Below are 20,030 nucleotides of genomic sequence, written 5' to 3'. Positions count from 1 at the left end.
AGGGTCGGGGCATGCGACTGAGCACCGTGATCCTCCCCGTCCACCGGTGGAGCGAAGGGCAGAAGATCTGGCGGCGGGCCGAGGAACTCGGCTTCCACGCCGCGTACACCTACGACCACCTGAGCTGGCGGTCCTTCCAGGACGAGCCGTGGTTCGGCTCGCTGCCGACGCTGACGGCGGCGGCCTGCGCCACCGAGCGGCTGCGCCTGGGCACCCTGGTGACCTCGCCGAACTTCCGGCACCCGGTGACGCTGGCGAAGGAGCTGATCACGCTGGACGACGTGTCCGGCGGCCGGTTCACGCTGGGGATCGGGGCCGGGGGGACGGGCTTCGACGCGACGGCGATGGGGCAGGAGGCGTGGCCGCCGAAGGAGCGGGCGGACCGGTTCGGGGAGTTCCTGCCGCTGCTGGACGAGCTGCTGCGCAGCGACGCCACGACGCGCGAGGGCACGTACTACTCGGCGGTCGAGGCGCGGAACATCCCGGGCTGCGTGCAGGCGCCGCGGCTGCCGTTCTACGTGGCCGCCGCCGGCCCTCGCGGGATGCGGCTGGCCGCCGAGCACGGGCAGGGCTGGGTGACGTACGGCGACCCGAAGGGCCCGGCGGACGTGCCCGTCGAGCAGGCGCCCGGCGTGATCGCGCGGCAGATCGAGAAGCTGACGGCCGCCTGCGAGGAGCGGGGCCGGGACGTCGCGACGCTGGAGAAGGTGCTGCTCCAGGGCTCGACCGCGGAGAAGCCGCTGCAGTCGGTGGAGGCCTTCGTGGACTGGGCGGGCACCTACCGGGAGCTGGGCGTCACCGAGCTGGTGATCCACTGGCCGATCCCCGACTCGATCTTCGAGAACGACCTCGCGGTCTTCGAGGAGATCGCCACCGAGGGCCTCGCCCGGCTGGGCTGAGCGCCGTCGGCGGGGCGGGCGTCGGTCCGGGGCGCTAGTCTGTCGGCCGCGTCACCTAACTGATCATGTGTCACCACGGGGGTTCCTTCGTCATGCCTTCTTCCAGCTCCGGCTCCAGGAGACTTCTCGCCACCGCCCTGGTCGCCGCCGCGGCGTTCGGCCTGGCCGCCTGCGGCCCCGACGACAGCGCGGACCAGGGCGCGGGAGGCGGGGCGACCACCGCCGCCTCCGCCGCGCCCACCGCCGCCCCGGCCGGCGCCGCGAGCCAGGCGCCGAGCGGCAAGCCCGCCGGGACCGGCAAGCCCGCCGCGACGGGCACGCCGTCCGCCGACGGCGAGCCGGAGGGCTTCTGCACCCACGGGCCGCTGCCCGCCGGGCAGAAGTGGGTCTACCCGGCGAAGGGCACCAGCGCGACGACCCTGGTCTACAAGGACACCAAGGACGCCTGCGGCGTGAACGACGTCGTCTTCGAGCCGGTCGGCGCGGACAAGAGCGCCGCGTTCGCGCCCACCGCCAAGGGCCACCTGAGCTCGGTGCTGGCCCCGCCGAAGGACGTCAACCTGGCCGACCTGGTGAAGCACGTCAACGAGTGCCTCGCCGCGCCGCACAACGAGAAGGGCTCGTACCCCTGCTCGGCCGGTGACTACAAGGTGGCGATCGACGCCTCCGGCAAGGTCACCGAGCTGTGGGAGCGGGCCCACAGCTGACGGGCGCCGGGAGCGGCGCCGGCCGGCTCACATCACGTCGAGCCGTTCGGCGCCGCCCGCGCAGCCGAGCTGCCGTTGGGCGGCCCGCTCGGCGAAGCCGCCCGCCAGTTCTCCCATCCGCTTCCGGCCGGGTCCGTCGGGAAGGTGCCCGCCGTCCTTCACGGTGATCCTGAGGACGGCCCGGTAGGCCTCGGTCCGGCCGTTCACCGAGCAGCCGAAGGCGGCCGCTCCGAGGGTGTCGCCGCCGGACCGCACGTCCCCGAACTCCGCGTCGGCGGTCAGCGTCCGCCCGTCCTCTCCGGAGATCCGGCAGTGCAGGGACGGCTTGACCTCGGCCGTCGCCGACGTGTATTCCGTGACCGCGAAGACCCGGGGGGCCCGGCCGAGCAGCTCGGCGACGGCCGGGTCGTCCAGCAGGCCCCGGCACTCCCCGTGCGACAGGGACACGGCCGGTGGCCGGTACGCGGCGTGGTCGAGGTACAGGTGCCAGCCGAGCAGGCCGCCGCCGAGCAGCAGCGCCGTCGCGCCGGCGAGCAGCGCCTGGGAGCGTTTCATGAGCACCGGTCCTTCCTCGCCTCCACCAGGGCGGCCCGGGTGAGCTCTTCGAGGTCGGCCCGGCCGCCGTCGCCGGAGGCGCGGGCGGCCTCCCCGGCGGTGACCTCCAGCTGGACGTAGTCGTTCGAGGTGTACTTCCCGCCCAGGCAGCTCGCGGCCACGGCCGCGCCGCCCGGCCACGACGTGCCGAGGCCGGCGATGTCGAAGGCGCGCGCCTGCGGGTGCGCGGCGCCCTCGGCGGTGAGGGCGAGCTCGCCCTGGCGCCGGACGGACGTGAAGGTGATCGCGCCGCGTCCGTCGACCCGGATGACGCAGGTCTGCGGGTCCTGGCCGATGAGGGCCTTCGTCTCCTCCTCCACGTCCTGGCCGCCGTCGGGGAGCAGTCGCGCGAGCGGGGTGCCGGCGCCGGTGGGCATCCGGCAGAGGTGGGCGGCCCGGCCGGGCGGGTCGGCGGGGCGGTGGTCCCGCCAGTCCAGGTAGCCGACGGTCCCGGCCCCCGCCACCGCGAGGACCAGCACGCGGGGGAGCCACCACCGGCTGTCGAGGCGCCACCCCCACCGGTTCGTCAGGAAGCGGCCCCACCGGGCCGCGAGGTCCTTCACGCGCCGCCCTTCGCGTGGTTGACGTGGTTGTTGACGACTCCGTTGCTGTAGCCGTTCATCACGTTGATCCCGGCGCTCTCGGCGAGGCGGTTGACGTCCTCGCGGCTCATCCCGGAGGTGCCGCCGGCGTCCTTGACGGCCTGCTTGACGCTGCCCACCGCCTGGTTCTGTCCGCTCGCGTTCTCGTCGCGCGCGGTCTGGTCGCCGGCCGCGGTGGTGTCCTGCTTGTTGGCCTCGATCACGCTCTCGGCGATCGAGTCGATGATCTGGTCGGCGACCTCGCCGCCCAGCGGGATCTTCTCCGTCACGGTGCCGATGACGGCGCTGAAGGCGTCCTTGCCGTAGCCGACGTTCTTCTCCAGCGCCTCGTTGAACTCCTTGTCGGACTCGGCGTGCTTGTAGTGCACCTCGTCGACCCGGGCCTCGTTGAGGATGCCGCTGGCGATCCCGCCGGCGTGGGCGATGTTGTTGATGTCGACGTTGAGCCGGGCGAAGTCGGTCTGCCCGCCGTCCATGTGGCCGCGGATGAGGGCGGTGGTGTACGCCTGGTTGGCGTTGACCACGGCGCCGTAGGACTCCGGATCGCGTCCGAGCGCGTCCATCAGCCCCTCCACGGAGGACTTGCCGAGGTTGGCCGGCGAGCCGTTGACCGGCAGCTCGTGGGTGAGGGCGAGCGCGTTCTGCACGTCGCCGATGTACTCGGCGGTCATGTGCCCGAGGCTGCCCCGCATGGCGGCGAGCTTGCCGTCGCCCTTGATGTCGTCCAGCCCGCCGTCGTCGCCGTGCCGGCCGAAGGTGTCCACGACCCGCTTCATCAGGTCGGCCTGCTCGGTGGTGTGCCGCTCCGGCGGGACGGGGCCGGGCTCGTCGTACGGGTGGCCGGTGGTGGCGGCCTCCAGGGCGCGGCCGAAGGCGGCCGGCCCGGCCTGCTTGCTCGCGTCCCACACCTTGGAGTCCCGCGAGGTCGTGTCCGGGATCCAGTCCTTGTCGTGGGCGTAGTAGTCGAAGTAGTCCGAGGGCTTGGGCTTGCCGCCCTGGTTGACCGTGCCGTCCTGGTTGTACGCGGTCGGCTGCTCGGTGAAGAACTTGTTGGCGGCCTCCGGGCTGTGCGCGAGCGCCTCCAGGACGGCGGTGGTGGGACGGAAGCCGGAGCCCGCCTCGTCGCCCCCGGTCAGGTTGAAGCCCTGGATCTTGGAGCCGGGCGGCGGGGCCGGCCAGTACCTGTCCTGGGTGTCGAGCTGGGTGACGTGCTCGGCGATCGGGTTGATGAAGTGGGCGTCGTAGTCGCCGTTCATCAGGATGCCGGAGAGCACCTGGTAGCCGTACGGCACGTAGTCGAGGCCGGAGGCCCGGTAGGGCTTGTCCCAGACCGGCTGGGATCCGGCCTTGCGCAGCGCGGCGGACCACTCGTCCGACAGGTGCGGCTCGTTGGTGGTGCGGGTGGCGGTGGCGAGGGTGAGTCCCAGGTTCTTCTGGAGGTCCTGGTAGGCCTTCCAGCGCGGGGACTTGTCGTCGCGGGGGTGCGCCGGGTCGCCGACCATGCCGTTCCAGGACTTGATCAGGCCGTCCGGCCCGAGGTCCTGGTAGAACTTGGTGGCGAACTTCGGGTCGTTGCCGTGCGAGGCCAGCAGCGAGTTCAGTTCGGTGAGTTCGGGCTCGGTGATGTCCCCGCCCTTGGCGGCGAGCTGGGCGGCGCGCTTGCCGTCCGCCTCGGGGCCGCCGCCGATGGCCTTGCCGTTGAAGGACTTCTGCCCGTCCGTCATGCTGTCGGCGCGCAGTGCGTAGGCGATCCGCTCGTCGGCGGCGGCGGCCTCGGCGACGGCGGCGTCGATCGCCTTGCGGGCGGCCTCCGCCTTGTCGCCCCATTCCTTCTGGTAGTCCCGGAGGGCCTCGTAGTCGTGCCGGGTGGCGTTGTCGGCCGGGGGCCAGCTGACGGTGCCGTTGTCGGTGACGGTCAGCCCGGCCGTGCGGGCCTGCGCGACCGCCTTGTCCAGCTTGGTCCTCGCCGCCTTGAACTCGGTCGACGCCTCCGTGAAGATCGAGGCGAAGGCGTTCGCCTCGGTGACGGCGGCGGTCAACTGCTCGTTGGTGCGCTGCAGGCCGGGGCGGGCCTGGTCGGCCGAGGGGCCGCTCCAGCAGGCGGAGTTGACCTGGGCGATCACCGTTCTGTCCCAGTCGTCGTCCATCGACTTGAGCTTCTGGGCCACGGTGGTCCAGGCGGTGGCGGCGGTGTCCAGGACGCCGAAGTCGGCGGTGCTGAGTTCGTGGAAGTCGACCATCGCTGCTCTTCTCTCAGGCGCCGAGGTCGTGCTGGACGGCCGACTCGTTCTGGCGGTAGTTGGTGGCGGTGGCGCGCAGCGCCTGGGTGGTCTGCCCGATGGTGCCGCCGAGCGCGGCGACGCACTGGTCCCAGGTGCCGGCGGCGCCCGCCGCGGCCTTGCCGGTGCTCCAGTTGGCGAGCGAGGTGGAGACCTTGGTGGTGGCCTCGTCGGCGCCCCGGCCGTCGGTGTTGAGGCGGGCGTGGATCTGGTCGGAGTTGTTCCCCGCGGTGGTCAGCGCGTTGGTGTCGGCGCTGAAGCCGGCTCCGCCCCCGCCTCCCCCGCCCGGTGCCGAGGCCGAGTTGATCTGCGTGCGGGCCGCCTCCTGGGCGCGGGCCCGGTCGGTCAGGTTCCCGTCCGCGTCGTAGGCCCAAGGGTTCATCATCCGGTCGAACGCGGTCGCCCGATCAGACATGTCGATCGATCCCCTCCCGCGCCGGAACGCTGTTCCGGCACCCCCGTTGGCAAAGAATGTGGCAAGTACGTCAAGAGTTCGACAAAGGGTACAGGCGGGTTCCGGTTTTGCCGAACCCCTAGGGGAGAGGGGGGCCGGCGTCATACCGCAGCAGCAGACGGGCTCGTCATTCGAGCTCATGACCCCTGTGGCACAAGAGCGTTACGGTGGTCGGCGTGTCCACAGCTGTCATCAAGACGGACGGCCTCACCAAGAGGTTTCCCCGGGTCACCGCGCTCGACCAGCTCACCGTCGAGGTGCGGCCGGGTGTGGTCGGCCTGGTCGGGGCCAATGGCGCGGGCAAGTCCACTCTGATCAAGATCCTTCTCGGGCTCGCCCCGGCGACCTCCGGCCGGGGCGAGGTCCTCGGCCTGGACGTCGCCACCCGCGGGTCCGAGATCCGCGCGCAGGTCGGCTACATGCCCGAGCACGACTGCCTGCCACCGGACGTCTCCGCGACCGAGTTCGTGGTGCACATGGCCCGGATGGCGGGCCTGCCCGCCACCGCCGCCCGTGAGCGCACCGCGGACACCCTGCGGCACGTCGGCCTCTACGAGGAGCGGTACCGCCCGATGGGCGGCTACTCGACCGGCATGAAGCAGCGGGTCAAGCTCGCCCAGGCGCTGGTGCACGACCCGAAGCTGGTGCTGCTGGACGAGCCGACCAACGGCCTCGACCCGGCCGGCCGGGACGAGATGCTGGGGCTGATCCGCCGGGTGCACACCGACTTCGGCATCTCCGTGCTGGTCACCACCCACCTGCTCGGCGAGCTGGAGCGGACCTGCGACCACCTGGTCGTGATCGACGGCGGCAAGCTGCTGCGCTCCTCCTCCACCGCCTCCTTCACCGAGGCGACGGCCGTCCTCGCGGTCGAGGTCGGCGACCACCCGGAGGACCACGGCCTGGAGCCGGGCCCGGCGGTCCGCGAGCGGCTCGCCGCGGTCGGCCTGTCCGTCCAGTCCGAGGGTTCGCACCAGCTGCTGGTCCGGCTGGCCGACGAGTCGACGTACGACACCATCCGCGACGCCGTCGCCGAACTGGGCCTCGGCCTGGTCCGGTTGGAACAGCGCCGGCACCGGGTCGCCGAACTCTTCACCGACTCCCAGGACACCGAGCAGAGCAGGGGAGGGACGAACGATGGCGCTGCCTCCTGACACCAGGTCCGCCGACACCGGCGTCATCCACGACATCGGCTACCGCGGCTACACCGGCCCCCGGCTCGGCCGCTCCTACGCGACCCGCGCGCTCTTCACCCAGAGCCTGCGCGCCGCGTACGGCCTCGGCCGCTCCGGCAAGTCCAAGGTGCTGCCGATGCTGGTGCTGGGCGTGGTGACCGTGCCCGCGCTGATCATGGTGGCGCTCTCGGTCGTGATGAAGCGCGAGGAACTGCCGGTCGAGTACGCCGGCTACCTCTCCATGCTCAGCCTGGTGGTCTCGGTCTTCCTCGCCTCCCAGGCGCCGGTACTGCTCTCCCGGGACCTGCGCTACCAGACCGTCCCGCTCTACTTCTCCCGCCCGATCACCCGCACCGACTACGTCCGGGCCAAGTTCGGCGCCATGGTCTGCGCCCAGCTGCTGCTGATGGCGGCCCCGTTGCTGGTGCTGTACATCGGCGCGCTGCTCGGCGGGATGGACTTCGGGCACAACACCGGGCACTTCCTGTACGGCCTGGTCGCGGCCGTCCTGTACGCGCTGGTGCCGACCTCGGTCGCCCTGGTGATCGCGGCCGCCACCCCGCGCCGCGGCTTCGGGGTGGCCGCCATCATGGGCTACCTGGCGGTCAGCGCCGCCCTGGGCGCCGCCGCGGTCGGGATCAGCAACCCCAGCACGACCGGCTCCGACACCGCGCAGTGGATGTCGCTGATCTCGCCCACCGACCTGGTGGAGTCCCTGGTCAACGAACTGTTCGGCCTCGGTGAGGGATTCGACCGCCGGCACGCGCCGGGCGGCCTGGGCCTCGCCGTGTTCGCGCTCGTCGCGGTGGCCATGGTGGTCGGCTCGTACCGGCTGCTGCTGCGCCGCTACCGGAACGTTTAAAGGGGAGGGCGGCATGGCCACCATCAGCATCGACAAGGTCTCCCGCTGGTTCGGGAACGTGGTCGCGGTCAACGACATCACCATGGCCATCGGCCCCGGCATCACCGGCCTGCTCGGCCCCAACGGGGCGGGCAAGTCCACCCTCATCCACATGATGAGCGGCTTCCTGGCCCCCTCCAGCGGCTCCGTCACCCTGGACGGCGCGCCGATCTGGCGCAACCAGCAGGTGTACCGGCAGATCGGGCTGGTGCCCGAGCGGGAGTCGATGTACGACTACCTGACCGGCTGGGAGTTCGTCCTCGCCAACGCCGAGCTGCACGGCCTGCCCCAGCCGGGCGCCGCCGCCGGCCGGGCGCTGGACCTGGTGGAGATGGCCTACGCCAAGGACCGCCGCACCGGCACCTACTCCAAGGGCATGAAGCAGCGGGTCAAGATGGCCTCCGCACTGGTCCACGACCCGTCCGTCCTGCTGCTCGACGAGCCCTTCAACGGCATGGACCCGCGCCAGCGGCTCCAGCTGATGGAACTGCTGCGCCGCTTCGGCGCGGACGGCCGGACCGTGCTGTTCTCCTCCCACATCCTGGAGGAGGTCGAGCAGCTGGCCCGGCACATCGAGGTGGTGGTCGCCGGACGGCACGCCGCCTCGGGCGACTACCGCAAGATCCGCCGGCTGATGACCGACCGCCCGCACCGCTACCTGGTCCGCTCCAGCGACGACCGCCGGCTCGCCGCCGCGCTGATCGCCGACGGCTCGACCACCGGCATCGAGGTGGACGAGCGGGAGCGGGCGCTGCGGATCGAAGCGGTGCACTTCCAGGGCTTCACCACCCTGCTGCCCAGGGTCGCCCGGGAGGCCGGCATCCGGCTGTACACCGTCTCCCCGGCGGACGAATCGCTGGAGAGCGTCTTCTCCTACCTGGTCTCCGCATGAGCGGGCACGTGAGCACCGCCGCCAGGACCGTCGTTGCCCAGGAAGGGGCGGACCGACCATGAACCCCACCGTCGCCAGGCTGACCCTGCGCGGGCTGCTGGGCCGCCGCCGCGGCCTGCTGCTGCTGGTGGTCCCCGCCCTGCTGCTGATCGTCGCGGCCATCGCCAGCGTGTCCAGCGCCGACCCCCACGAGACGGCCGGCAACATCCTCGGGGCCCTCGGCCTCGGCACCCTGATCCCGATCCTCGGGCTGGTCGTCGGCACCGGGGTGATCGCCAACGAGATCGACGACGGCTCGATCGTCTACCTGCTCGCCAAGCCGCTGCCCCGGTGGCGGATCGTCACCACCAAGCTGGTCGTCGCGATCGGTGTCACCTGGCTGTTCTCGGTCGTCCCGACGCTGCTGGCCGGGCTGCTGCTGGTCGGCACCCAGGACGGCGTGGCGCTCGGCTACACCGTGGCGGTGCTGGTCGCCGGCGCCGCGTACAGCGCGCTGTTCCTGCTGCTCGGCGTGGTCACCCGGCACGCGGTGGTGGCCGGGCTCGCGTACGCCCTGATCTGGGAGTCGACGGTCGGCAACTTCGTCGAGGGCGCCCGCACGCTGAGCATCCAGCAGTGGGGCCGCTCGGTGGCCGAGGCGGTCGCCGGGCAGAACGCGATCAGCTCCGACGTCTCGCTCGCGGCGGCGGTGCCGCTGCTGCTGGTGGTCACCGTCGCGGCGACGGTGCTCGCCTCGGTGAAGCTGGCCGGGATGACGCTGGCCGGCGAGGAGTGAGCCCGGCCCGGCCCTGAGCCCCCGTACGGCGGTGGGCCCGGTCCGACAGCGGAGCCGGTACGGAAGTGGACCCGGTACGGCAGTGGGCCCCGGACACCTGAGGGTGTCCGGGGCCCACTGCCGCGTTCTCGCCGGCGAGCGGCTCAGAGGGTGCGGTTGCGGCCCGCGCCCCAGCCGGCCGCGCCGACCACCAGGACCAGCACCAGCATCAGCACCAGCGGGGTCTCCCAGCCGCCGGTCAGCTGGCGCAGCGCACCCGCGCCGACCGGGCCCGCCGCCGCGACCAGATAGCCGATCGCCTGCGACATCCCGCCCAGCTGGGCGGCACCGGCCGCGGTGCGGGTGCGCAGCACGATGAACGCCAGGCCCAGGCCCAGCGAACCGCCCTGGGCCACGCCCAGGATGGTCGCCGACACCCACGCGGCGGAGACCGGCGCGACCAGCAGCATCGCGATGCCCAGCCCGTTCAGGGCCACCATGGTCAGCGCCAGCCCGCGCTGGCTGGTCATCCGGCCGGCCATCAGCGGCACCAGGAAGGCGCCCGCCACCTGCACCAGGTTGGAGAAGGCGAAGACCAGACCGGCCTGGCCGCGGTCCATGCCGTGGTCGGCCAGGATGGTCGGCATCCAGGCGACCAGGGTGTACACCAGCAGCGACGAGATGCCCATGAAGAGGCTGATCTGCCAGGCCAGCGGGGACTTCCAGATGCCCTCGATCGGCTTGGCCGGCGCGGCGGCCACCGCCCCCTGCCGCTCCTGACGCGAGCGCAGCACCTGCGGCAGCCAGGCCACCGCCGCGATCAGCGCGAGCAGCGACCAGGCGCCCAGCGAGGCCCGCCAGCCGCCGCCCAGCGCGTGCTCCAGCGGGACGGAGGTGCCGGCCGCGAGGGTGGCGCCGACCAGCATGGTGGTCGAATAGACGCCGGTCATGGTGGCCGCGCGGTCCGGGAACTCGCGCTTCACCAGGCCCGGCATCGACACGTTCAGCACCGCGATGGCCACGCCGATCACCACGCAGCCCGCGTACAGGGCCGCCACCGAGGGCAGCACCCGCAGCAGCACGCCCGCGCCGAGCACCAGCACCGCGCCGAGCACCACCCGCTCGGCGCCGAAGCGGCGGGTCAGCCGGGGCGTGAGCGGGGCGCCGACGCCCTGGAACAGCACCGGGACGGTGGTGATCAGCCCGCTCGCGGTGGCGGACAGGCCGAAGGTCCGCTGGATCTCGCCGACCATCGGGGAGACCGCCGCCAGGCAGGCGCGCATGTTCAGCGCGACCAGCAGGATGCCGGTCAGCAGCAGGAGCGGATGGGCCGCCCGGGTGCGGAGGGGGAGCGGGGCGGACGTGGTGACAACCGGCTGCTGGGCACGGGTGACGGCCATGGATGTGCTGTTCTTTCGTGAAGGTGCGTGGATGCGGACGGCGGAGGGGAGGCTCGCGCCGTCCTACTTCCGCGCCGCGATGGCCGCGAGCAGCTGCTCGACGGCCGCGGTCGGGCCGGCGAGCAGCGCACGACACGCCGCCTCGGCCCGGTCCGGGTCACCGCTCTCGATCGCGTCGACCAGCGCCTCGTGGGTCGCGACGACCGCCTCGGGCATGTCGTGGTCGCCGAAGGCGGAGGTCATCGCCTCGCGTACGGAGGCGCCGAAGTAGCGGTACACCTCGGCCAGCGCGGGGTTGTGCGCGGCCTCGACGACGGCGGTGTGGAACTCCAGGTCGTGCTCGACGGTGGCCTCGCGGCTCGCCCGCTCGGGGTGCGCCGCGAACACCTCGGCCTCACGGGCCAGCGCGGCGCGCATCCGCCGGACGTCCTCGGGGGTGTGCCGCAGCGCGGCCAGCCGGGCGCCCTCGGTCTCCAGCGCCGCGCGGACCTCCAGGACGTCCCGGATGCCCGAGCGCTGGACGCCGCGCAGCACGGACGCCGGGTCGCTGGTGGAGCGGACGAACGTCCCCTCGCCCTGCCGGGAGACCAGCATCCCGGCGTGCACCAGCACCCGGATGGCCTCCCGCACGGTGTTCCGGCCGACGGCCAGCTGTTCGGCCAGCTCGTGCTCGGTGGGAATCCGCGAGCCCACCGGCCACGCCCCACCGGCCAGCTGCGCCCGCAACTGCTCGATCGCGGTGTCCACCAGGGAGCGCCGCCCGGCCGCCTGCAAACCGCCGCTCATGCCGGACCTCCCTTTCCACCGCACACGTCATCACCGGTCGTCGGTCATCCTACAACCGCTTGCCCGGTCATCCTACAACCCATCCCTGACCAGCCCACGAACCCTGGATGTACCCCCGGATACGGTTCCCGCGCCCGTCGGCGGGGCGGCCGGGCCTCCCCGCCGGAGGCGTCAGCGCTGCGGGTAGAGGCGCTCCAGGACCGCGGCGACGCCGTCCTCGTCGTTGCTGGCGGTGACGGCGTCCGCGACGGCGAGGAGTTCCTCGTGGGCGTTGGCCATGGCGACGCCGTGGGCGGCCCAGCCGAACATCGGGACGTCGTTGGGCATGTCGCCGAAGGCGATGGTGTCGGCGGCGCGGACGCCCAGGCGGCGGGCGGCGACGGCCAGGCCGGTGGCCTTGGACAGGCCGAGCGGGAGCAGTTCGACGACGCCGGCGCCGGCCATCACCACGCCGACCAGGTCGCCGGCGGCGCGCCGGGCGGCGTCGGCGAGGGCGTCGTCGGTGAGGGCGTGGTGCTGGATGTAGAGCTTGCTGAGCGGGGCGTCGAACAGCCCGCCGCGATCGACCCGGACGACCGGCAGGTCGGAGCCGATCAGCAGCTCGTAGCCGGGGCCGGCCAGCACCTGGCCGTCGAGGCCGTCCTGGTTGGCGGCGATGGCCAGCGGGCCGGTCTCGGTCTCGATCTTCTCGATCGCGAGCGCGGCGAGCCGCCGGTCCAGGGTGAGCGAGGTGAGCAGCTTGTGCGCGCCGGCGTCGTACACCTGGGCGCCCTGTCCGCAGACCGCTATCCCGGTGTAGCCGATCTCGTCGAAGACCGGGCGGGCCCAGACCGCCGAGCGCCCGGTGACGATGATGTGCAGCGCGCCCGCGCCGGTGGCCGCGGCCAGGGCGGCGCGGGTGCGCTCGGAGACGGTCTCCCCGCTGGTGAGCAGGGTCCCGTCGAGGTCGGTGGCGACCAGCCGGTAGGGCAGGCCGCCACCGCCGGGGGAGGCGAGGCTGGGGCTGATGGTGCTCATGGGCCTTACGTCTCCCGGGAGTTGCGGGTGGTGCTGGGTGGTGCTGGCCGGGCTACTTGACCGGTTCGAGGACGGTCCGCCCGCCGAGGTACGGCCGCAGCGCCTCGGGCAGGACGACCGAGCCGTCGGCCTGCTGGTGGTTCTCCAGGATCGCCACGATGGTGCGCGGGACGGCGACCAGGGTGCCGTTCAGGGTGGCGAGCGGGCGGGTCTTGCCCTCCTCGCGCATCCGGATCGCCAGCCGGCGGGCCTGGTACTCGGTGGTGTTGGAGGTCGAGGTGACCTCGCGGTACTTGCCCTGGGTGGGGATCCACGCCTCGATGTCGAACTTGCGCGCGGCCGAGGCGCCGAGGTCGCCGGAGGCGACGTCGATCACCCGGTACGGCAGCTCCAGCGCGTTGAGGAAGTCCTTCTCCCACTGGAGCAGGCGGCGGTGCTCGTTCTCCGCGTCCTCGGGGGTGGTGAAGACGAACATCTCCACCTTCTCGAACTGGTGGACGCGGATGATGCCGCGGGTGTCCTTGCCGTAGGTGCCGGCCTCGCGGCGGAAGCAGGACGAGTAGCCGGCGTAGCGCAGCGGCAGCTTGTCGGCGTCGAGGATCTCGTCCATGTGGTATGCGGCGAGCGGGACCTCGCTGGTGCCGACCAGGTACCGGTCGTCCTCGGCGAGGTGGTACACGTTCTCGGCGGCCTGGCCGAGGAAGCCGGTGCCGTCCATGGCGGCCGGGCGGACCAGGGCCGGGGTGATCATCGGGGTGAAGCCGGCCGCGGTGGCCTGGGCGATCGCCATGTTGACCAGGGCGAGCTCCAGCAGCGCGCCGGGGCCGGTCAGGTAGTAGGAGCGGGCACCGGCGACCTTGGCGCCGCGCTCGGTGTCGATCGCGCCGAGGATCTGGCCGAGCTCGACGTGGTCGCGGGGCTCGAAGCCCTCGGCGGCGAAGTCGCGCGGGGTGCCGATCTCCTCGAGGGTGACGAAGTCCTCCTCGCCGCCGACCGGGGCGGCCGGGTCGATGAGGTTCGCCAGCGAGCGGAGCAGGCGGTCGGCCTCCTCCTTGGCCGCGCCCTGTTCGGCGTCGGCGGCCTTGACCTCGGCGGCCAGGTCCTTGGTGCGCTGCAGCAGGGCGGCCTTCTCGTCGCCCTTGGCCTGGGCGACCTGCTTGCCGAGCACCCGCTGCTCGTTGCGCAGTTCGTCGAAGCGGCTGCCCGAGGACCGGCGCCGCTCGTCGGCGGAGAGGAGGGCGTCGACCAGGTCGACGTCCTCGCCACGGACGCGCTGCGAGGCGCGCACTCGGTCAGGGTCCTCACGGAGCAGGCGAAGGTCAATCACAGGCCCAAGCGTACCGGGCGACCGTTCCTCCACCAGTACGGCATTTCCCCTGGGGATAACTCGCCCGATCCTGTGGATAACTTCTGTGGGGAACGCTCCGCCGCCGGGTTATCCACAGGCCCGGCCCCTGGCCTGTGGATCCAAGGGGAGGATTGCCTTCCGCGTGAACGAACCAGGGAATTGAGGTTTCAAACCTCAATCAACCTTCCCGAGTGAGGGAATTGAAGCACTCGGACGGGTGATTTGCTGGCAACCGGGTGACTCTGGTCCGATTGGTCATCTCTGCGACGCAAACCGATGGTCCGACCAGTTCTGGGCAATGGCTATACCGGTTTGTCGACTCTCCCCCGACCTGTGGATAACTCGGGGCTGTGGACAGCGGGGAGCCCTGTGGACAGCGGCCCCCGGCCCCGGGCCCCCTGTGGACGACGGACGTGGCCGTCCGCCCCGCCCGGTCGACCCGATCCAAAACAGTCGGAAAAGGTCAGAAAGACAAAAGATGCAATCAGGGTGTCCGGACGGCCGCGGAGGCCGCGGAGGTCGCGGATGCCCCGCGGGTCTCAGATGTTCCCGCGGCCGTCGAGGGCGCGGGAGAGCCAGTCCGCCGCCGAGGAGAAGTCCTCGTCCGAGGTCCCCGGCCGCTGGTGGGTGGACTCCTGCCGGTCGGCGCGCGGATAGGAGCCCAGGTACCGCACCTGCGGGCAGATCCGCTTGAGCCCCATCATCGCCTCGCCGACCCGGCGCTCGGACAGGTGGCCCTCGCAGTCGATCAGGAAGCAGTAGCTGCCCATGCCCTCGCCGGTCGGGCGGGACTCGATCCGCATCAGGTTGACCCCGCGCACCGCGAACTCCTGGAGCAGCTCCAGCAGCGCGCCCGGGTGGTCGTCCGGCAGCCAGACCACCATCGAGGTCTTGTCCGCGCCGGTCGGCGAGGAGACCCGGCCCGGACGGCCGACCAGCACGAACCGGGTGGCCGCGCTCTTGGCGTCCGCGATCTCCTTGACCAGCGGCTCCAGCCCGTAGATCGGCGCCGCGAACTCCCCGGCGAACGCGCCGTCGTAGCGGCCCTCGGAGACCAGCCGGGCGCCGTCCGCGTTGGAGGCGGCCGACTCCCACTTCGCGTCCGGCAGGTTGGCCGCCAGCCAGCGCCGCACCTGCGGCTGGGCCACCGGGTGGCTGGTCACCGTCTTGATCCCGGACAGCTCGGTGCCCGGTCGCACCAGCAGCGCGAAGGTGATCGGCAGCAGCACCTCACGGTAGATCATCAGCGGTGCGCCGGAGGCGAGTTCGTCGTTGGTCGCGGTGACCGCGCCCTCCACCGAGTTCTCGATCGGGACGAACGCCCCGGACGCCTCCCCGCCGCGCACCGCGTCCAGTGCCAGCGCCACCGAGGACAGCGGCACCAGCTCCCGGGTCGCCGCCTCGGGCAGGGTGTGCAGGGCCGCCTCGGTGAACGTGCCGGCCGGTCCGAGGTAGGTGTAGCGGGTGGCCGACATGATGCCTCCGTGGGAATCTCGGTGCTGCGCGGGCGGAGTGTGCCGAAGCAGTCACCCTAACGACTCCGCGGCCCTGGCAGGAAAGCGTTCCACCGACCGGAACCGCGGCGGTGCGTCCCGGTGAATCCGGGGGAACTACCCCTCCAACAACTGCTGTCCGAGGTAGCCTCCGGGCGGCGGGCCCGGTGGCAGCGCGTACAGGCCACTGGCCTCGTGCCGCAGGAAGCGGGAGAGGCCGTCGCCCCGGGAGAGCTTGCGCTGCACCGGGGTGAAGCCCTTGCGCGGGTCTGCCTGGAAGGCGAGGAAGAGCAGCCCGGCGTCCGGGGAGCCGTCCGGCAGCAGCCCGTCGTGGTACGAGAAGCCGCGGCGCAGCATCGCCGCCCCGCCGTTGGCCGCCGGGGCGGCGACCCGGATGTGCGCGTCGGCGGGGATCGCCAGGGTGCCGTCCGGGCCCTGCGCGGCGAGCTCGACCGGGGACCGCTCGCCGGCCCCGGCGGGTGCGCCGAGCGGGGCGCCGTCCGACTTGCGCCGACCGATCACCCGCTCCTGCCGGTCCACCGGAAGCGCCTCCCAGTGGTCCAGCAGCATCCGGATCCGCCGGAACACCAGGAACGAGCCGCCGGCCAGCCAGCCCGGCTGGTCGCCGCCGGCGCAGAACACCGTGGCGGCGAAGCCCTCCTCGTCCGGCCGGGGGTTGTTGGTGCCGTCGACCTGGCCCATCAGATTGCGCCCGGTCACCGGCCGCGCGGCGGCGCCGGGGGTGCGGGCGAAGCCGGCCGACTGCCAGCGCAGCGCCGCCGTCCCGGCCGCGAGCCGCTGCAGCACCCGCAGGGCGTGCACGGCGACCAGGGCGTCGTCCGCGCCGATCTGGACGAACAGGTCGCCGTCGCCGCGGGCCGGGTCGAGCGCGTCGCCGGGGAAGGCGGGCAGCGGTTCGAGCCCGGGCGGGCGGCGGTCGGCCAGCCCGGCCTTGTCGAACAGGGCGGCGCCGAAGCCGACCGTGAGGGTGAGCGAGCAGGGCCCGGCGTCCAGCGCGACCTGGCCGTCGAACTCCTCGGCGGGCTCGCCCGCGGTCAGCCGTTCGGCCGCCTTCGTCCAGCGCTGCAGCAGGGTGCGCAGCCCGTCCCGGCCGACGCCCACGGCCAGGTCGAAGGCGGCGAGCTGGACCCTGGCCTGCGCCGGGTCGGTGATCCCGGCCTGGTGCTCGCCGCGGAACGGCACCCGGGCGGAGCCGAGCGTCCCGCCGGACGGGCCCGCCGCGTCCGCCGTCCCGCCCGGTCGGCCGTCGAGGGCGACGGCCCCGGCGACGCCCGCGCCGGCGCCGGCCAGCAGTCCGGCCCCGGCGGTGCCGAGCAGCGCCCGCCGGGTGAAGCCCGCGGGCCCCGCCGGACCCGACCCGTGGTCCGCCGGGCCGGGCTGCGCCGCAACGTGCTCCGTGGATGTGTCCGTCATCCCGCTCACCCGATCCTGAACTGCTGGGTCGGGGTGGTCTGGTCGATGTCGGAGGAGCGGATCTGCACCGACACCACCCAGTTGCCCGCCAGCGGGAGCTGCGCGGTGCCGATCCAGCGGCCGGTGCCCTCCGGGGTGAGCGCGACCGGCAGCGGGCCGAGGTCGCGGTCCGGCAGGGTGAAGGCGAGCTCCACCTCGGGGACGTCCACCGGCTGCCCGTCCGCGCCCGCGAGCGCGAGCGTCACCTCGTTCGGCCCGGTCCGGGCGGGGTTGAGGGTGACGGTCGCGGTGCCCTTGGCGTTCGGCGTCCGGCCCTTGGTGTCGTACGGGAGCTTGAGCTCGACGGTGCGGCCCGGCTCGGTCTGCGGCGCCACCGGGGCCCCGCCGGCCGCCGGAGCGGCGGCCGCCCCGGCCTTGAGCTCGCCCGCGACCCGTCCGGGCGGGGAGTTGGTGAGCATCGTGGTGACCACCAGCACCGCCACCGCGACCAGCGCCTCGACCAGCACCGAGCGGCGCAGCCCGGCCCGGGTCGGGGTCAGCCCCCGGTCGCGTCCGGCGCTCCGCAGGGCGGCCCGCTGGCGCTCCAGCTGCGCCTGCCGGACCGGGTCCTCGCTGTGCGTCGCCACGGCGACCGGTTCCGGCAGTTCGGCCGGTGCGACCTCCACCGACTCGGCCGGGGCCGAGCGCAGCCGGGCCAGCCAGGAGCGGGAGATCCAGGCGACGCCGAGCATCGCGACCACGCAGCCGCTCTTCACCAGCAGCAGCCGCCCGTACTCGGTGCCGGTCAGCGCGCCCCAGCTGCCCAGGCCCCGCCAGGACTGGTAGATCCCGGTGACGGCCAGCACGGCCACCGAGCCGAAGGCGATCCTGGAGAAGCGGTCCACCACCTCGGCGCCGACGCCCTCGCGCAGCGCGACCAGCAGCGCGGCCAGCCCGCCCAGCCAGAGCGCCATGGCGAGCAGGTGCAGGATGCCGAGCGGCAGCGCCAGCCAGACCTGGATGCCCACCGAGGCGTGGTCGGCGCCGACCCAGGTCGCCGCGAGGGCGACCGCCAGCACCAGCCCGGCCACGCCGAGCCCGAGCCGGACCTCGCGCTGCGGCCGTTCGGCGGCCCGCCGCTCCAGCTCGCGCAGCTCGGCGGCCTCGGCGGCCTCGGCGGCCTCGGCGTCCTCCTCGGACGCCGCGAGACCGGCGGAGCCGCCGGCGTCCTCGGAGCTCTTGGAGCCCTCGGAGCCGTCCTCGTCCCGCGGCTTCGGGACGACCGGCCGCGGCGGCTGCCCCAGCTGCCCGACCAGCAGCGACAGGAACACCCCGCCCGCCGCGAGCAGCAGCAGCCGGGCGGCCAGCGCGGTGCCGATCCGCTCGTCCAGCGTGGCGCGCATCAGCGACAGGTCGAAGGCCTGCCCGACCCCCGAGCCGCGCTCGTACGGGCCGCGCAGCATCAGCACGGCGACGGTGGAGACCAGCAGCGCCGTCCAGCCGGTCATCAGCAGCCGCTGCACCCGGCGCCGGGCGGTGCCGGCCGGCCAGCAGATCAGGACGAAGGCGGCGACGCCGACCAGCAGCGCGAACGCGGTGTACGCGACGGTGCGCCCGGTCCCGTACAGGAAGGCGACCAGGCCGTCGGCCTCCGCACCCTGCAGCGCGGTCGCCGACACCGAGGTGTCCGAGGGCGCGCCGATGGAGAAGGTGAACGCCCCGCCGACCGGGTGGGAGTCGTCCGAGACCGCCCGCCAGGCCACCGTGTACGTGCCGTTGGCGAGCCCGCCGCGCAGCCCGACCCGGGCGGTGTTGCCCTTGCCGTCGGCGTGCGCCGGGTTGCCGGTGTCCACGGCCTGGCCGGCCGGGTCGAGCACCCGGACGGAGTCGCCGGAGAGCGAGACGGACTCGCTGAAGGTCAGCGTCACCGCCTGCGGGGCGGTCGCGACGACCGAGTTCTGCCGCGGGTCGGTGGAATCCAGGGTGGCGTGCGCGGAGGCCGGGGCGGCGCCCGCGAGCATCAGCGCGAGCAGCGCGCCGAGCACTCCGAGCACCCCGGCGGTCCGGCGGTGGGTGGCCTTCTCCAGGCCGGCCGACTGCATGGTGGCGGTCCCCTTAACTCTGGCTGGGCCGGTAGGTGAGCTCCTTGACCGGAACCTTGACGGAGATGGTGCCGGACTTGGCGAAGGTGAGGTCGAGCTCCAGCTCGTCGCCGAGGGCCGGTGCCTTCTGCCATCCCATGATCATGAGGTGGTTGCCGCCCCGGGCGAGCTGCAGGGTGCCGTGCGCGGGGACGTCGAGACTGTCCACCTGCTCCATGGTCGACGCGGTCGAGCGGTGCATGGTGACCGACCCGGCGGTCGGGCTGGTCACCTTGAGCAGCTCGTCCTGCCCGCCGTCGTTGCGGACGGTCAGGTAGCCGGCCGCCATGCCGCCGGCCGGGGGCAGCGGGATGTAGGAGTCGGCGACGCTGAGCCTGGCCGGGCCGCCGGCGGCACCGTCCTGCCCGCCCGTGCCGCCGCCCGTCCCGCAGGCGGCCAGGATGGCGCCGCCGCCCAGGGCCGTCGCGACGACGGCACCGAGCAGGGCGGTGCGGCGGAAGCGGCCGGTTCCGGTCTGCACCGAGGTCACGCCGCGACCCCCTTGGCGAGCAGCGGCAGGTCGTGCTCGTAGGTCTTCTCCTCGGTGCCGCTCATGTAGAGCACGTGCGCCTTGTCGTCCGAGGGGAGGAAGGCCAGCACCTGCGCGCCGTGGGTGGAGGTGACCGTGCCGTCCCCGTTGACCACCGGGTCCTCGATCATGATGCCGAGCGACTTGGCCGCGGTCTTCACCTTGGCCAGGTCCCCGGTGAGGCCTATGAAGTCGCTGCCCATCGAGTCCAGCCAGGTGCGCAGCACCTGGGGGGTGTCGCGCTGCGGGTCGGTGGAGACGAAGACGACGTTGACCTTCTGCCGGTCCGCCTCGGGCAGCGCCTTCATCGCGACGCCGATGTCGCCCATGGTGGTCGGGCAGACGTCCGGGCAGCTGGTGTAGCCGAAGAACAGCAGGGTGGCCTTGCCGTTGGTCTGCTGCCGCAGGTCGAAGGGCCGGCCGGAGGTGTCGGTCAGCTGGAGGTCCGGCTTCTCGAAGTTCTTGGCGAGCTTGGTGCCCTGGTACGGGGTGTCCTCCTTCTGCCGGGTGACCTTGGCGACGGTGGAGTCGCCGCCGGAGGAGCCGCAGGCGGACAGGGTCAGGGCGGCGGCCAGCGCCAGGGCGGCCGCGCCGGCCAGGCGGGTGGTGCGGGTGGTGCGGGGCATGCGAGTTCCGATCGTGCGCG

Annotated in this window: 19 protein-coding genes; 6 read left to right on the top strand and 13 right to left on the bottom strand. The window is 73.1% G+C overall.

The genetic code is table 11. The features are described from left to right. Nucleotides 1-11: 11 nt before the first annotated feature. Both ACFVUY_RS00600 and ACFVUY_RS00595 read left to right on the top strand, forming a co-directional pair. Entirely contained in the window at nucleotides 12-899 is an 888-nt protein-coding gene (locus ACFVUY_RS00600) for an LLM class flavin-dependent oxidoreductase (RefSeq protein WP_387726407.1), read from the top strand. Between the two features lie 92 nt (nucleotides 900-991). Continuing rightward, entirely contained in the window at nucleotides 992-1,606 is a 615-nt protein-coding gene (locus ACFVUY_RS00595; protein ID WP_387693970.1) for a hypothetical protein, read from the top strand. A gap of 27 nt (nucleotides 1,607-1,633) precedes the next feature. Here ACFVUY_RS00595 and ACFVUY_RS00590 read toward each other — a convergent pair whose 3' ends face one another. From ACFVUY_RS00590 to ACFVUY_RS00575, 4 genes are read right to left on the bottom strand one after another with little or no spacing between them, the layout of a single operon-like run. Then, entirely contained in the window at nucleotides 1,634-2,161 is a 528-nt protein-coding gene (locus tag ACFVUY_RS00590; RefSeq protein WP_387693969.1) for a hypothetical protein, read from the bottom strand. Then, nucleotides 2,158-2,763 (bottom strand): hypothetical protein, encoded by a 606-nt coding sequence (locus tag ACFVUY_RS00585; protein WP_387726404.1) that lies wholly within the window; start codon nucleotides 2,761-2,763, stop codon nucleotides 2,158-2,160. The genes ACFVUY_RS00590 and ACFVUY_RS00585 overlap by 4 nt, the downstream gene beginning before the upstream one ends. Next, nucleotides 2,760-5,042 carry a hypothetical protein gene (locus ACFVUY_RS00580; protein WP_387693967.1) on the bottom strand — a complete coding sequence of 761 codons (2,283 nt, stop codon included), beginning with the start codon at nucleotides 5,040-5,042 and terminating at the stop codon, nucleotides 2,760-2,762. The genes ACFVUY_RS00585 and ACFVUY_RS00580 overlap by 4 nt, the downstream gene beginning before the upstream one ends. 13 nt (nucleotides 5,043-5,055) lie before the next feature. Continuing rightward, nucleotides 5,056-5,496 carry a hypothetical protein gene (locus ACFVUY_RS00575; RefSeq protein WP_387693965.1) on the bottom strand — a complete coding sequence of 147 codons (441 nt, stop codon included), beginning with the start codon at nucleotides 5,494-5,496 and terminating at the stop codon, nucleotides 5,056-5,058. A gap of 215 nt (nucleotides 5,497-5,711) precedes the next feature. Between ACFVUY_RS00575 and ACFVUY_RS00570 the strand changes: the two genes are divergently transcribed. From ACFVUY_RS00570 to ACFVUY_RS00555, 4 genes are read left to right on the top strand one after another with little or no spacing between them, the layout of a single operon-like run. After that, nucleotides 5,712-6,689 (top strand): ABC transporter ATP-binding protein, encoded by a 978-nt coding sequence (locus ACFVUY_RS00570; protein ID WP_387693964.1) that lies wholly within the window; start codon nucleotides 5,712-5,714, stop codon nucleotides 6,687-6,689. Further along, the gene (locus tag ACFVUY_RS00565; RefSeq protein ID WP_387726401.1) at nucleotides 6,673-7,572 is read left to right on the top strand and encodes an ABC transporter permease; all 900 of its coding nucleotides are present in this window, start codon (nucleotides 6,673-6,675) and stop codon (nucleotides 7,570-7,572) included. Before ACFVUY_RS00570 ends, ACFVUY_RS00565 begins: the two co-directional genes overlap by 17 nt. A gap of 13 nt (nucleotides 7,573-7,585) precedes the next feature. Next, on the top strand, nucleotides 7,586-8,503 hold the full coding sequence (locus ACFVUY_RS00560) for an ABC transporter ATP-binding protein (RefSeq protein ID WP_387726399.1): 918 nt from the start codon (nucleotides 7,586-7,588) through the stop codon (nucleotides 8,501-8,503). A gap of 58 nt (nucleotides 8,504-8,561) precedes the next feature. Then, nucleotides 8,562-9,278, top strand: a complete 717-nt coding sequence (locus ACFVUY_RS00555) for an ABC transporter permease (protein WP_387693961.1) — start codon at nucleotides 8,562-8,564, stop codon at nucleotides 9,276-9,278. Between the two features lie 143 nt (nucleotides 9,279-9,421). On the opposite strand, the gene ACFVUY_RS00550 is transcribed toward ACFVUY_RS00555, so the two are convergent. The 9 genes from ACFVUY_RS00550 to ACFVUY_RS00510 all read right to left on the bottom strand — a co-directional run bounded on the left by ACFVUY_RS00550 (nucleotide 9,422) and on the right by ACFVUY_RS00510 (nucleotide 20,010). After that, on the bottom strand, nucleotides 9,422-10,657 hold the full coding sequence (locus ACFVUY_RS00550) for a CynX/NimT family MFS transporter (protein ID WP_387726396.1): 1,236 nt from the start codon (nucleotides 10,655-10,657) through the stop codon (nucleotides 9,422-9,424). Between the two features lie 63 nt (nucleotides 10,658-10,720). Then, a complete protein-coding gene (locus ACFVUY_RS00545) occupies nucleotides 10,721-11,443 on the bottom strand; it encodes a FadR/GntR family transcriptional regulator (protein WP_387693881.1) in 723 nt (240 codons plus the stop codon). A 171-nt stretch (nucleotides 11,444-11,614) separates the two neighbouring features. Continuing rightward, nucleotides 11,615-12,460: an HAD family hydrolase gene (locus ACFVUY_RS00540; RefSeq protein WP_387693882.1), complete on the bottom strand. Its 846-nt coding sequence runs from the start codon at nucleotides 12,458-12,460 to the stop codon at nucleotides 11,615-11,617. A gap of 52 nt (nucleotides 12,461-12,512) precedes the next feature. Further along, complete coding sequence (gene serS / locus ACFVUY_RS00535; RefSeq protein ID WP_387726393.1) at nucleotides 12,513-13,787, bottom strand: serine--tRNA ligase; 1,275 nt, start codon at nucleotides 13,785-13,787, stop codon at nucleotides 12,513-12,515. A 560-nt stretch (nucleotides 13,788-14,347) separates the two neighbouring features. Continuing rightward, the gene (gene pheA, locus ACFVUY_RS00530) at nucleotides 14,348-15,283 is read right to left on the bottom strand and encodes a prephenate dehydratase (protein ID WP_387726390.1); all 936 of its coding nucleotides are present in this window, start codon (nucleotides 15,281-15,283) and stop codon (nucleotides 14,348-14,350) included. Between the two features lie 135 nt (nucleotides 15,284-15,418). Beyond that, complete coding sequence (gene efeB, locus ACFVUY_RS00525; RefSeq protein WP_387726387.1) at nucleotides 15,419-16,735, bottom strand: iron uptake transporter deferrochelatase/peroxidase subunit; 1,317 nt, start codon at nucleotides 16,733-16,735, stop codon at nucleotides 15,419-15,421. Between the two features lie 5 nt (nucleotides 16,736-16,740). Then, on the bottom strand, nucleotides 16,741-18,816 hold the full coding sequence (locus ACFVUY_RS00520; protein ID WP_387726384.1) for a FixH family protein: 2,076 nt from the start codon (nucleotides 18,814-18,816) through the stop codon (nucleotides 16,741-16,743). Between the two features lie 13 nt (nucleotides 18,817-18,829). Further along, complete coding sequence (locus ACFVUY_RS00515; RefSeq protein WP_387726381.1) at nucleotides 18,830-19,345, bottom strand: copper chaperone PCu(A)C; 516 nt, start codon at nucleotides 19,343-19,345, stop codon at nucleotides 18,830-18,832. Continuing rightward, nucleotides 19,342-20,010, bottom strand: a complete 669-nt coding sequence (locus ACFVUY_RS00510) for an SCO family protein (protein ID WP_359898031.1) — start codon at nucleotides 20,008-20,010, stop codon at nucleotides 19,342-19,344. Before ACFVUY_RS00510 ends, ACFVUY_RS00515 begins: the two co-directional genes overlap by 4 nt. Between the last annotated feature and the right edge of the window lie 20 nt (nucleotides 20,011-20,030).

Origin of the sequence: Kitasatospora sp. NPDC058063 (assembly GCF_042885395.1) — a bacterium.
In the GTDB taxonomy this organism is placed as follows: domain Bacteria; phylum Actinomycetota; class Actinomycetes; order Streptomycetales; family Streptomycetaceae; genus Kitasatospora; species Kitasatospora lactacystinica.
The sequence above is the reverse complement of the archived record's forward strand: the minus strand, read 5'-3'. Positions and strand labels throughout refer to the sequence as shown.